This window comes from Pseudomonas sp. P1_A1 (genome assembly GCF_056406935.1).
Window position 1 is genome coordinate 131636 of sequence record NZ_JBFTZE010000015.1, and the last position, 13237, is coordinate 144872.

Below are 13237 nucleotides of genomic sequence, written 5' to 3' on the forward strand. Positions count from 1 at the left end.
GGGTTCTCAATTAGTTCGAAGCTTTCAGTTCCAGGCTTTTCAGTTAGAAACTCTTCAGTTAGAAGCTTGGCTGCGGCGTGAAGCAGGCAGCAGCTTGGCGATCGATGATCCGGCGCTGGCGGTGTGTTGGCCGAAATTCGCGTTATAGGTGGCGATGATTTCGCCGGCGATGGAGATGGCGATTTCCACAGGCAACTTGCCTTTGACTTCGCCCAACCCCATCGGGCAGCGCATGCGTTGCAGCACGGCGCTGTCGAAACCACGATCACGCAGGCGGTGTTCGAACTTCACCCGTTTGGTCTTCGAACCGATCAGGCCGAAGTAGGCGAAGTCATTGCGCTTGAGGATCGCGGTGGTGAGTTCGAGGTCGAGCTGGTGGTTGTGAGTCATGACAATGCAGTAGCTGCCAGCGGGCAGGTCATCGACTTCATCCAGCGGTTCTTCGGTGACGATTTTGCGCACACCGTGGGGGATCTGTTCGGGGAATTCGGCTTCCCGCGAATCGATCCAGCGCACCCGGCAGGGCAGGCTGGCGAGCAGTGGCACCAGCGCCCGACCGACGTGGCCGGCACCGAATACAGCAATCTGCGCTTGCACCTGGCCCATCGGTTCGAACAGCAACACGGTCACGCCGCCGCAGCACTGGCCCAGGCTGGCGCCGAGGCTGAAGCGCTCCAGATGGGTGTCCTGCCGGCCGCTGGCAAGCATCTCGCGGCCGATCTGCATGGCCTTGTATTCCAGATGCCCGCCACCAATGGTGTCGAACGTTTGCGTGGCGCTGATGACCATCTTCGAGCCGGCATTGCGCGGCGTCGAGCCGAGCTCTTCGATGATGGTCACCAACACACAGGGTTCACCCCGGTTTTGCAGGTCGGCGAGGGCGTCGATCCAGTTGTACATGTTCACCTCTCACGATCGTTCCCACGCTCGGCGTGGGAATGCATCTCTGGACGCTCCGCGTCCGCTGTTCACAATGCGACGCAGAGCGTCGCGGGCTGCATTCCCACGCAGAGCGTGGGAACGATCAAACCACTACCTCCGACTCAGTTTCGACGGCCTTCACCGCCTTCAACTGACGCATCTGCTCACAGCCCCACAACACCCGCTCCGGCGTCGCCGGCGCGTCGATTTTCGGTTGATGCCGGTAGTCGCCCAAACTCGCCACGGCGTCCTTGATCGCGCACCAGACGGCGATGCCAAGCATGAACGGCGGCTCACCCACAGCCTTGGAATGGAACACCGTGTCTTCCGGGTTCTTGCGGTTTTCCACCAGCTTCACCCGCAGGTCCAACGGCATGTCTGCCACGGCTGGGATCTTGTAGCTGGCCGGGCCGTTGGTCATCAGTTTGCCTTTGTCGTTCCACACCAGTTCTTCCATGGTCAGCCAACCCATGCCCTGGATGAAACCGCCCTCGACCTGACCGATGTCGATGGCCGGGTTCAGCGAGGCGCCGACGTCGTGGAGGATGTCGGTACGCAGCATCTTGTACTCGCCCGTCAGGGTGTCGACGATCACCTCGGCGCAGGCCGCGCCGAAGGCGTAGTAGTAGAACGGCCGGCCGCGAGCCTGACTGCGGTCGTAGTAGATTTTCGGAGTCTTATAGAAGCCAGTGCTCGACAACGACACCTGGGCGAAATACGCCTGCTGGATCAGCGCTTCGAACGTCAGGATGTGATCGCGAACCCGCACATGCCCGTTGTGGAATTCCACGTCTTCTTCGCTGACCTTGTATTGCCGCGCAGCAAATTCCACCAGGCGTTTCTTGATGATTTCCGCGGCATTCTGTGCGGCTTTACCGTTGAGGTCGGCGCCGCTGGAAGCGGCGGTCGGCGAGGTGTTCGGCACTTTGTCGGTGTTGGTCGCGGTGATCTGCACCCGGTCCATTTCCACCTGGAATACTTCAGCCACCACTTGTGCAACCTTGGTGTTGRGGCCCTGGCCCATTTCGGTGCCGCCGTGGTTCAGGTGGATGCTGCCGTCGGTGTAGACGTGGATCAGCGCACCGGCCTGGTTGAGGAAACTGGCGGTGAAGGAAATACCGAATTTGACCGGGGTCAGCGCCAGGCCTTTTTTCAGGACCGGGCTGTTGGCGTTGTAGCGACGGATCGCTTCGCGGCGCTCGGCGTACTGGCTGCTGGCTTCCAGTTCGGCGGTCATTTCCTCGAGCATGTTGTGCTCGACGGTCTGGTAGTAATGGGTGACGTTGCGCTCGGTCTTGCCGTAGTAGTTGGCTTTGCGCACCGCCAGCGGATCGAGGGCCAGATGACGGGCGATGGCGTCCATCACTTCTTCGATCGCAACCATGCCTTGCGGGCCACCGAAGCCACGGTAAGCGGTGTTCGACGCGGTGTTGGTCTTGCAGCGGTGACCATTGATGGTCGCATCGCCCAGGTAGTACGAGTTGTCGGCATGGAACATCGCACGGTCGACAATCGAGGCCGACAAATCCGGCGAGCAACCGCAGTTACCGGCCAACTCCAGGGCGATACCGTGCAGGCGGCCAGTGCTGTCGAAGCCTACGTCGTACTCGACGTAGAACGGGTGACGCTTGCCGGTCATCAGCATGTCTTCGACACGCGGCAGGCGCATTTTGGTGGGTTGACCGGTCAGGTGCGCGATCACCGCGCACAGGCACGCCGGGCTGGCAGCCTGGGTTTCCTTGCCGCCGAAACCTCCGCCCATGCGGCGCATGTCGACGACGATCTTGTTCATCGACACGTCCAGCACTTCCGCCACCAGTTTCTGCACTTCGGTGGGGTTCTGGGTCGAGCAGTAAACGATCATCCCGCCGTCTTCAGTCGGCATCACCGAAGAGATCTGGGTTTCCAGATAAAAGTGTTCCTGGCCGCCGATGTGCAGCGTGCCCTGGATGCGATGCTCGGCAGTGGCCAAGGCATTGGCCGAATCACCGCGCTGATGGGTGTGGCTGTCGAGCACGAAATGGCGTTTGCGCAGGGCTTCGACCACGTCCAGAACCGGTTCGAGGTCTTCGTATTCGATGATTGCCGCCATCGCGGCTTTGCGCGCGGTTTCCAGGTCTTTCGCGGCGACGGCGAGCACCGGTTGACCAACGAACTGCACATCATCGATGGCCAGCAGCGGATCCCCCGGCAACAGCGGGCCGATGTCTTTCAGGCCCGGCACGTCTTCGTGGGTGATGGCGATGCGCACGCCTTCAAAGGCGTAGCAGGGCTTGGTGTCGATGCTGATGATTTTCGCGTGGGCGCGGTCCGACAGCCGTGCGTAAACGTGCAGCTGATTGGGGAATTCCAGCCGATCGTCGATGTACTGCGCTTCACCGGACACATGCTTGGCGGCGCTGTCGTGCTTGACGCTGCGGCCGACGCCGGTGGTCAGGTCCTTGGCGAACAATTCAGCCAGTTCGGCTTGGGTCTTCTCTACGGCGTGATGATTAGACATAAGCGGTCACCCGAGTCTCGATGTGCGGTGTTTGCAGTTCGATGAAGTATTTGCGCAGCAGGTTCTGCGCGCTGAGCAGGCGGTATTCCTTGCTGGCGCGGAAGTCCGAGAGCGGTGTGAAATCTTCGGCCAGTGCGGCGCAGGCGCGTTCAATGGTGGCGTTGTTGAACGGTACGCCAACCAGCGCGGCTTCGCAGTTCTTCGCGCGTTTGGGGATGGCCGCCATGCCGCCGAAAGCAACGCGGGCGTCGGTGACTACGCCATTGTCGATGCGCAGGTTGAATGCTGCGCAGACTGCGGAAATGTCATCGTCCAGACGCTTCGACACCTTGTAGGCGCGGAACAGTTGTTCAGCGCTGGCGGCGGGCACGATGATCTTCTCGATGAACTCGCTTTCCTGACGCGCGGTGACCCGGTAATCGATGAAGTAATCTTCCAGGGCCAGGGTGCGGCGAGTCTCGCCTTTGCGCAGCAGGATCTGCGCGCCAAGGGCGATCAGCAGCGGTGGCGAGTCACCGATCGGTGACGCGTTGCCGATGTTGCCGCCGAGGGTGCCCTGGTTGCGAATCTGCAGGGAGGCGAAGCGCTGCAGCAATTCGCCGAAGTCCGGGTACTCGGCCTTCAAAGCGTCGTAACAGTCGGAGAGGGCGGTCGCGGCGCCGATTTCCAGGCGATCGTCGAAGCGTTCGATGCGCTTCATTTCGGCGACGTTGCCGACGTAGATCATCACCGGCAAGGTGCGGTGGAATTGCGTGACTTCCAGCGCCAGGTCGGTACCGCCGGCCAGCAGGCGGGCCTGTGGATAAGCGTCGTAGAGGTCGGCCAGATCGGCCACGGTCAACGGCACCAGGCAGCGTTTGTCGCCACTGTTGAGTTCACCGATGTCGGTAGGGGCGATGGCTTTCAGGCGAGCGATGGTTTGCTCTTCGCGAGCATCGAACTGATCCGGTTGCTTGTCGCAGCAGGATTGCTCGGCGGCGGCCAGGATCGGCCGATAACCGGTGCAGCGGCAGAGGTTGCCGGCCAGCGCTTCGTGGGCCTTGTGGGAGTCCGGTTGATCGCTGTTCTTTTGCAGGGCGAACAGCGACATGACAAAGCCCGGGGTGCAGAAGCCGCACTGCGAGCCATGGCACTCGACCATGGCTTTTTGCACACTGTGCAGCTGGCCTTGGTGCTTGAGGTCTTCGACGCTGATCAGTTGCTTGCCGTGCAGCGACGAAACAAAGGTCAGGCACGAGTTGAGGCTGCGATAGCGAATGTGTTCGCGGCCATCGTCATCCGTCTGCAGCTCGCCGACCACCACAGTGCAGGCGCCACAGTCACCACTGGCGCAGCCTTCTTTGGTGCCGGGTTTGCCCACATGTTCGCGTAAGTAATTGAGCACAGTCAGGTTCGGGTCCAGGGCGTGCTCGCTACGGAGTTCCTGGTTGAGTAAAAACTGGATCACGGATGGCCTCGCAAACTCATTATTGTTGTTAACCGACATGAGCCGAATTTATCAGGTCTGACTTTTCGGTCAATGATTTTCTGACTTAAAGGTCAGGAAATGGCATTTTGTCGATCAACGACTCGTTCCTTCATTATTGACCCTCACGGGATAGCCTGCTTTTTGCTTGAATCGTGCCAAAAACCGCTGGGTGGGCACTCCGCCATGACGCCTCAATTGCGCTACACTGCGCCGCTTGTGCAGATCGAAGAGTTTGAAGGACAACCATGACGTTCAAGGCGCCGGACAGCCTCGCCGAGCAAATCGCTCACCACCTCGCCGAACGTATCATTCGCGGCGAAATGAAGCCGGGGGAGCGCATCCAGGAACAGAAGGTCACGCTGGCCCTCAATGTCAGCCGCGGTTCAGTCCGTGAGGCCTTGCTGATCCTCGAACGCCGCCACTTGATCGCGATTTTGCCGCGACGTGGCGCCCACGTGACCGAACTGACGGCACATAAGGTGAAGAGCCTGTGCGCGCTGATGAGCGAGTTGTACATCTTGCTCGGCAACGCCGTGGCCAGCGGTTGGCAAGTCCAGGCCGACATGGCGCCGTTCGTGCAGATCCAGCAGCGCCTGACCGCCAGCTACGAACGCCAGGACATCCGCACGTTCGTCGACGACAGCTTCAGCGTGATGCGTGCCGCGTATCCGTTCGCCAACAACCCGTACTTGCAGGAAACCGTCGAGAATCTGCAGCCGGCCATGAGCCGCGCGTATTTCCTCGCGCTGGACCAACGCAAGGCCTCGATGAGCGAGTTCCTGGAACTGTTCGAACGCCTGCTGGCCGCCGTGCTGGCCCGTGATTTTGCGCAGATCCGCGTGGTGCTGACGGCGTATGCCCAGCGCAGTTGCGATCTGGTGATTTCTGCCCTGACGGTGGCTTAAGCGTGCGCCTCAAGTGCATCAAGCTGGCGGGGTTCAAATCCTTCGTCGACCCGACCACGGTGAACTTCCCCAGTAACATGGCGGCGGTGGTCGGGCCCAATGGTTGTGGCAAGTCGAACATCATCGACGCCGTGCGTTGGGTGATGGGCGAGAGCTCGGCCAAGAACTTGCGCGGCGAGTCGATGACCGACGTCATCTTCAATGGCTCCACCAGCCGTAAGCCGGTGAGCCAGGCGAGCATCGAACTGGTGTTCGATAACTCCGACGGCACCTTGCTCGGCGAATGGGCGGCCTATGCGGAAATTTCCATTCGCCGCAAAGTGACCCGCGACAGCCAGACCACCTATTACCTCAACGGCACCAAATGCCGCCGCCGCGATATCACCGACATTTTTCTGGGTACCGGCCTCGGACCGCGCAGCTATTCGATTATCGAGCAGGGGATGATCTCCAAGCTGATCGAATCCAAGCCCGAAGACCTGCGCAATTTCATCGAAGAAGCCGCCGGTATTTCCAAGTACAAGGAGCGCCGGCGCGAAACCGAAAACCGCATCCGCCGCACCCACGAAAACCTGGCTCGCCTGACCGACCTGCGCGAAGAGCTCGAGCGTCAGCTTGAACGCTTGCACCGCCAGGCCGAGGCTGCCAAGAAGTATCAGGAATACAAGGGCGAAGAGCGTCAGCTCAAGGCTCAGTTGTCGGCCCTGCGCTGGCATGCGTTGAACGAGCAGGTCGGCCAGCGCGAGGCGATCATCGGCAGCCAGGAAATCACCTTCGAAGCCCTGGTGGCCGAGCAGCGCAATGCCGACGCAGCTATCGAACGCCTGCGTGACGGGCATCACGACCTGTCCGAACGCTTCAATCTGGTGCAGGGGCGCTTTTATTCGGTCGGCGGCGACATCGCCCGGGTCGAGCAGAGCATCCAGCACGGTCAGCAGCGCTTGCGTCAATTGCAGGACGACCTGAAAGAAGCCGAGCGTGCGCGACTGGAAACCGAGTCACACCTGGGCCACGACCGCACCTTGCTGCTGACCTTGGGTGAAGAGCTGGACATGCTCACGCCGGAACAGGAAGTTACCAGCGCCGCCGCCGAAGAGGCCGCCGCCGCACTGGAAGAATCCGAAACCACCATGCATGGCTGGCAGGAGCAGTGGGACACCTTCAACCTCACCGCCGCCGAGCCGCGTCGCCAGGCTGAAGTTCAGCAGTCGCGGATCCAGCAGCTGGAAACCAGCATGGAGCGATTGGCCGATCGTCAGAAGCGTCTGGCCGAAGAGCGCGCGTTGCTTTCGGCGGACCCGGAAGACGCGGCGATCATGGAACTCAGCGAGCAGTTGGCCGCGTCCGAGGCGACGCTGGAAGACTTGCAGGCCAGTGAAGAGGCGCAAGTCGAACGTCTTGAGCAACTGCGCCAAGAGTTGCAGCAAGCGTTGTCGGCGCAGCAGCAAGCTCAAGGTGATTTGCAGCGGCTCAACGGTCGGCTGGCGTCGCTGGAAGCCTTGCAGCAAGCCGCGCTCGATCCGGGCACTGGCACCGCCGAATGGCTGCGCGAGCAGCATCTGGCGGATCGTCCGCGCCTGGCCGAAGGCCTGAAAGTTGAAGCGGGTTGGGAGCTGGCGGTGGAAACCGTGCTCGGCGCCGACCTGCAAGCGGTGCTGGTGGACGACTTCGGCGATTTCGATCTCGCCGGGTTTGCCCAAGGCGATTTGCGCCTGCTCAGTCCGGCCAGCGATGGCGTGCGCATGCCCGGCAGTTTGCTCGACAAGGTCGAGGCGCAGATCGATCTGTCGCCATGGCTGGGGCAGGTCAAGCCGGTCGACAGCCTTGAACAGGCCTTGGCCTTGCGCGGGCAATTGGCCGCCGGCCAAAGTCTGATCAGCCGCGACGGTTACTGGGTCGGCAGGCACTTTTTACGCGTGCGTCGGGCCAGTGAAGCGGAAAGCGGCGTGCTTGCTCGCGGCCAGGAAATCCAGCGCCTGGGCCTTGAGCGCGAAGAGCGCGAAGCCACGGTCGAAACCCTGGAAACCCAGCTTCAGAATCTCAGGGCGCAACAGCGTCAGCAGGAAAACGGCCGCGAACACTTGCGCCGTCTGCTGCAAGACGAAGCGCGTCAGCAGGGCGAATTGAAAGCCCAGTTGTCGGCCGGTAAAGCCAAGGTCGAACAGTTGACCCTGCGCCGCAGCCGTCTGGATGAAGAGCTCACCGAGCTCAGCGAACAGCGTGCCCTGGAGCACGAAAACATCGGCGAAGCGCGCCTGCAATTGCAGGAAGCCCTCGACAGCATGGCGGTGGATACCGAGCAGCGCGAGTTGCTGCTGGCCCAACGCGACAGCCTGCGCGAACGCCTCGACCGGGTGCGCCAGGAAGCCCGGCAGCACAAGGACCATGCGCATCAATTGGCGGTGCGCATGGGTTCGCTGAAGGCGCAGCACGATTCCACCCGTCAGGCCCTTGAGCGGCTGGAAATGCAGGCAGAGCGCCTGACCGAGAAGCGCGAACAACTGAGCCTCAATCTGGAAGAGGGCGAGGCGCCGCTGGAAGAGCTGCGGCTGAAGCTCGAAGAGTTGCTCGACAAGCGCATGACCGTCGACGAAGAGCTCAAGACCGCGCAAATCGCCATGGAAGACGCCGACCGCGAACTGCGCGATGCGGAAAAGCGCCGCACCCAGGCCGAGCAGCAATCCCAGTTGATTCGCAGCCAGCTCGAACAGCAACGCATGGAATGGCAAGCGTTGACGGTGCGGCGCAAGACCTTGCAGGATCAATTGCTTGAAGACGGCTACGACCTCAATGGCGTGCTCGCCACCCTGGTGGCCGGAGTCAGCGAGAAAGACGCCGAAGAAGAACTCGAGCGTATTGCCGCGCGGATTCAGCGCCTGGGCGCGATCAACCTCGCGGCCATCGACGAATACCAGCAACAATCCGAGCGTAAACGTTATCTGGATGCCCAGAACGACGATCTGGTGGAAGCACTGGACACTCTCGAGAACGTGATTCGCAAGATCGATAAGGAAACCCGAAACCGCTTCAAAGATACCTTTGATCAGATCAATGGCGGTTTACAGGCCCTTTTTCCAAAAGTTTTCGGTGGAGGACGCGCGTATTTGGAACTGACGGGCGAAGATCTACTCGATACAGGGGTAACGATCATGGCGCAGCCGCCTGGAAAGAAGAACAGCACCATCCATTTGCTCTCCGGTGGCGAAAAAGCCCTGACCGCATTGGCCCTGGTATTTGCCATCTTCAAGTTGAATCCGGCGCCGTTCTGCATGCTCGATGAGGTTGACGCGCCATTGGATGACGCTAACGTTGGACGCTACGCACGGCTGGTCAAAGAGATGTCGCAGACGGTGCAGTTCATCTATATCACCCACAACAAGATCGCCATGGAAATGGCCGATCAATTGATGGGGGTGACGATGCACGAACCGGGTTGCTCGCGTCTGGTGGCAGTGGATGTGGAGGAGGCGATGGCCATGGTGGACGCCTGAGTCGTTACGTGTAGGGCAAGTAATATTAGGCTGTAGGGCTTTTTTACCTGCCTTGACTTGCTGGCCAATCGACATATTCGCACAAGCCAATGTGACAGACGGTGTAAAGTTATCTTTGGTCGTGCTAGTTTAATGTCAATTTTTCGTATACGTGGGCAAAACGCCTGTCAGAACATAGAGTTGGCGCCACGTTTTAAAGCGGTTTACACAATGTAAACCCCTTATTTTTCAGCATTTTTTATAGAGGCACGGGATTACATGGAAATCGGTCTGCGCGAGTGGCTGATCGTCATCGGCATTATTGTCATTGCCGGTATTCTTTTCGATGGCTGGCGTCGCATGCGCGGCGGCAAGGGAAAACTGAAATTCCGTCTTGACCGAAGTCTGTCCAACCTGCCGGACGAGGACACCAGCGCCGAGCTGTTGGGCCCGCCCCGCGTGCTGGACACCCAGAAAGAACCGCAACTGGACGAGCACGACCTGCCGTCGGTGAGCATGCCTGCCCGTGAACCGCGCGAATCGGGTTCCAAGCGCGGCAAGCGTGGCCATGGCGAACCCTCCCAGGGCGACTTGAACCTCAATCTGGACCTGGACGGCGGCCCGAGCTTCAGCAGTCGTGACAATGATTTCCCGGATGACAGCAAGTCCGCCAGCTCACCTGAAAAAGATCAACCACAAGCCGAAGAAGTGCTGGTGATCAGTGTGATCTGCCGCGACCCGGCTGGCTTCAAGGGCCCGGCGCTGTTGCAGAACATTCTGGAAAGCGGTCTGCGTTTCGGCGAGATGGACATTTTCCACCGCCACGAAAGCATGGCCGGTAACGGCGAAGTGCTGTTCTCGATGGCCAACGCGGTCAAGCCAGGCGTTTTCGATCTGGATGATATCGACCACTTCAGCACCCCGGCGGTGAGCTTCTTCCTCGGTCTGCCAGGCCCGCGTCATCCGAAGCAAGCCTTCGACGTGATGGTGGCGGCGGCGCGCAAGCTGTCCCAGGAGCTGAACGGCGAACTGAAGGACGATCAGCGCAGCGTGCTGACCGCCCAGACGATTGAGCACTACCGTCAGCGCATCGTCGAGTTCGAACGTCGCGCATTGACCCAGAAGCGTTAAAGTCAAAAGATCGCAGCCTCGTTTCACTCGACAGCTCCTACAACAAATTGCAAAACCTGTAGGAGCTGTCGAGTGAAACGAGGCTGCGATCCCTTGATCTTGATGAGATGAGATAGAGCAGCCTCGGCTGCTCTTTTGCTTTATGAGAGAACACCCATGACTGCCGCCGAAACCCGCATTCTAGAGCTGCGCGCCGAGCTCGATCAGCACAACTATCGCTACCATGTACTGGACGAGCCGAGCATTCCGGACGCCGAATACGATCGCTTGTTCCATGAACTCAAGGCGCTCGAAGCGGCCCATCCCGAACTGATCACCAGCGACTCACCGACCCAGCGCGTCGGCAGTGCGGCGCTGTCGGCATTTACTCAGGTGCGTCATGAAGTGCCGATGCTCAGCCTTGGCAACGCCTTCGAAGAAACCGACATGCGCGAGTTCGACCGTCGGGTGACGGAAGGTCTGGACCTGCCGGTCGGCGACCTGTTCGGTGGCGGCGCAGCGGTGGAGTACAGCTGCGAACCCAAGCTCGATGGCCTGGCGGTCAGCCTGCTGTATCAGGATGGCATGCTGGTGCGCGGCGCTACTCGCGGCGATGGCACCACGGGCGAAGACATCAGCGTCAACGTGCGCACCGTGCGCAATATCCCGCTCAAGCTGCATGGCAGCGGCTGGCCGGCGACCCTGGAGGTGCGCGGCGAAGTGTTCATGTCCAAGGCCGGTTTCGAGCGGCTCAACGCCACGCAACTGGAAATTGGCGGCAAGACCTTCGCCAACCCGCGGAACGCGGCGGCGGGTAGCTTGCGGCAGCTGGATTCAAAGATCACCGCCAACCGTCCGCTGGAATTCTGCTGCTACGGCATCGGCCAGGTTTCCGCCGATATCGCCGACACGCACATCGGCAATCTGCAGCAACTCAAAGCCTGGGGTATGCCGATCAGTCATGAGTTGAAATCGGCTCGTGGCATCGATGAGTGCTTGGATTACTACCGCGACATCGGCGAACGCCGCAATGCGCTTCCCTATGAAATCGACGGCGTGGTGTTCAAGGTCAATAGCATTGCTTCCCAGCGCGAACTGGGTTTCCGTGCTCGCGAACCGCGTTGGGCCATCGCGCATAAATTCCCGGCGATGGAAGAGCTCACTGAGTTGCTCGATGTGGAGTTTCAGGTCGGTCGCACCGGTGCCGTGACGCCGGTAGCGCGCTTGAAACCGGTCAAGGTCGCCGGCGTTACCGTGGCCAATGCGACGTTGCACAACATGGATGAGGTCGCGCGGTTGGGGCTGATGATCGGCGACACCGTGATCATCCGTCGCGCCGGTGACGTTATTCCGCAAGTGGTGCAAGTGGTCATCGAGCGTCGTCCTGAGGATGCGCGACCGGTACAGATTCCCGAGCAGTGCCCGGTCTGCGGTTCGCATGTCGAGCGTACGCAACTGGTCAAGCGCAGCAAGGGTCGCGAGACTGTCAGCGAGGGCGCGGTGTATCGCTGCGTCGGCCGTCTGGCCTGCGGTGCGCAACTCAAGCAGGCGATCATTCACTTCGTTTCGCGTCGCGCCATGGACATCGAAGGGCTGGGCGAGAAGAGCGTCGAGCAACTGGTGGATGAAGGTCTGGTGAATTCGCCAGCCGATTTGTACGCATTGACCTTCGAACAAATCGTCGATCTTGAAGGTTTTGCCGAGCTGTCGAGCAAGAACTTGCTCGGCGCCATCGAAGACAGCAAGCGCCCGAGCCTGGCGCGGTTCATCTATGCCTTGGGTATCCCTGATGTCGGCGAAGAGACGGCCAAGGTGCTTGCGCGGTCTCTCGGCTCGCTGGAGCGGGTTCAGCAGGCGTTGCCGCAAGTGCTCACGTACCTGCCGGATGTCGGGCTGGAAGTGGCTCACGAGATTCACAGCTTCTTTGAAGATGCGCATAACCAGCAGGTGATTGCCAATCTGTTGAAGCACGGCCTGCAGATTCAGGATCAGGGAGCGTTGGCTGCCGAATTCGCTGCAAGCACCACGCTTGGCGGCTTTCTCGACAAGCTGAACATTCCTTCGGTCGGGCCGGGCGGGGCGCAGAAGCTTGCCGACAAATTCGGCTCGCTTGAAGCGGTGATGAATGCTGATTGGCTGGACATGCGTCAGGCGTTGCCGGAGAAGCAGGCGACCTCGGTGCGTGAGTTTTTTGCGGTCGCAGAAAACCGTCAGCTCGCCGAGTCCGCTGAAAAGCAGCTGAGCGATTTCGGCATGCATTGGCAGAGCGAGAAAAAAGTCGTCGAAGGATTGCCGCTGGCCGGGCAGACCTGGGTGCTGACCGGTTCGCTGGAACTGATGAGTCGCGACGTTGCCAAGGACAAACTTGAAAGCCTCGGTGCCAAGGTGGCCGGTTCGGTGTCGGCCAAGACCCGTTGCGTGGTCGCCGGGCCGGGCGCAGGTTCGAAGCTGGCCAAGGCCAATGAGCTGGGGTTGAAGGTGCTGGATGAAGAGGCGTTTGTCGAGTTTCTGAAGAAGCACGGTATCGACGTTTAAGATCGCCAAAAGATCGCAGCCTTCGGCAGCTCCTACAGGGGTCGGTGTCGTTTCCGCCAAACGTGCGGCGGGCGCCGATCCCTGTAGATACTCTGTTCACGGTCAAGCTTTTAGCAGATGTTTTTCGCTGAAAAGCTTGGCCGTATCGAAATCCTCTCCAGCGCGTATGCAGGCCCACAAACCTGTCAGGTATTTGCGCATAACCGCACAGATGGCCTGCATTTTTCGTTTTCCGCGACCGACTAGCACGTCGTAAAAAGCCTTCACATAAGGATCGCAGCGGATCGCTGACATGGCAGGCATGAACATCGCCGAGCGCAGGTAGGCG

General features: G+C 60.2%; 7 protein-coding genes and 1 pseudogene. 4 read left to right on the top strand and 4 right to left on the bottom strand.

Translation table 11 applies throughout. The features are described 5' to 3' along the window. Positions 1 to 54: 54 nt before the first annotated feature. The 3 genes from xdhC to xdhA form a co-directional block, all read right to left on the bottom strand. A complete protein-coding gene (gene xdhC, locus AC1D2Q_RS21485) occupies positions 55 to 900 on the bottom strand; it encodes a xanthine dehydrogenase accessory protein XdhC (protein ID WP_477814465.1) in 846 nt (281 codons plus the stop codon). 124 nt (positions 901 to 1024) lie between these two features. After that, the gene (xdhB, locus tag AC1D2Q_RS21490; RefSeq protein WP_477814466.1) at positions 1025 to 3421 is read right to left on the bottom strand and encodes a xanthine dehydrogenase molybdopterin binding subunit; all 2397 of its coding nucleotides are present in this window, start codon (positions 3419 to 3421) and stop codon (positions 1025 to 1027) included. Further along, the gene (gene xdhA / locus AC1D2Q_RS21495; RefSeq protein WP_477814467.1) at positions 3414 to 4868 is read right to left on the bottom strand and encodes a xanthine dehydrogenase small subunit; all 1455 of its coding nucleotides are present in this window, start codon (positions 4866 to 4868) and stop codon (positions 3414 to 3416) included. Before xdhA ends, xdhB begins: the two co-directional genes overlap by 8 nt. A gap of 266 nt (positions 4869 to 5134) precedes the next feature. On the opposite strand from xdhA, the gene AC1D2Q_RS21500 reads away from it, so the two are divergent. The 4 genes from AC1D2Q_RS21500 to ligA all read left to right on the top strand — a co-directional run bounded on the left by AC1D2Q_RS21500 (position 5135) and on the right by ligA (position 12909). Next, positions 5135 to 5794, top strand: a complete 660-nt coding sequence (locus AC1D2Q_RS21500; protein WP_477814468.1) for a GntR family transcriptional regulator — start codon at positions 5135 to 5137, stop codon at positions 5792 to 5794. Between the two features lie 2 nt (positions 5795 to 5796). Then, positions 5797 to 9285, top strand: coding sequence for a chromosome segregation protein SMC (gene smc / locus AC1D2Q_RS21505; RefSeq protein ID WP_477814469.1), 3489 nt, complete (start codon positions 5797 to 5799; stop codon positions 9283 to 9285). A 258-nt stretch (positions 9286 to 9543) separates the two neighbouring features. After that, positions 9544 to 10395 carry a cell division protein ZipA gene (zipA, locus tag AC1D2Q_RS21510; protein ID WP_477814470.1) on the top strand — a complete coding sequence of 284 codons (852 nt, stop codon included), beginning with the start codon at positions 9544 to 9546 and terminating at the stop codon, positions 10393 to 10395. Between the two features lie 156 nt (positions 10396 to 10551). Continuing rightward, positions 10552 to 12909, top strand: a complete 2358-nt coding sequence (gene ligA / locus AC1D2Q_RS21515; RefSeq protein WP_477814471.1) for an NAD-dependent DNA ligase LigA — start codon at positions 10552 to 10554, stop codon at positions 12907 to 12909. Positions 12910 to 13011: 102 nt separating this feature from the next. Here ligA and AC1D2Q_RS21520 read toward each other — a convergent pair. After that, positions 13012 to 13237 (bottom strand): annotated as a pseudogene (locus AC1D2Q_RS21520) (IS110 family transposase); the annotation flags it as partial.

Excerpts from the sequence above, each read along its gene's own strand:
- xdhC (WP_477814465.1), bottom strand. The coding sequence starts at position 900 with ATGTACAACTGGATCGACGCCCTCGCCGACCTGCAAAACCGGGGTGAA.
- AC1D2Q_RS21500 (WP_477814468.1), top strand. The coding sequence starts at position 5,135 with ATGACGTTCAAGGCGCCGGACAGCCTCGCCGAGCAAATCGCTCACCAC.
- zipA (WP_477814470.1), top strand. The coding sequence starts at position 9,544 with ATGGAAATCGGTCTGCGCGAGTGGCTGATCGTCATCGGCATTATTGTC.
- ligA (WP_477814471.1), top strand. The coding sequence starts at position 10,552 with ATGACTGCCGCCGAAACCCGCATTCTAGAGCTGCGCGCCGAGCTCGAT.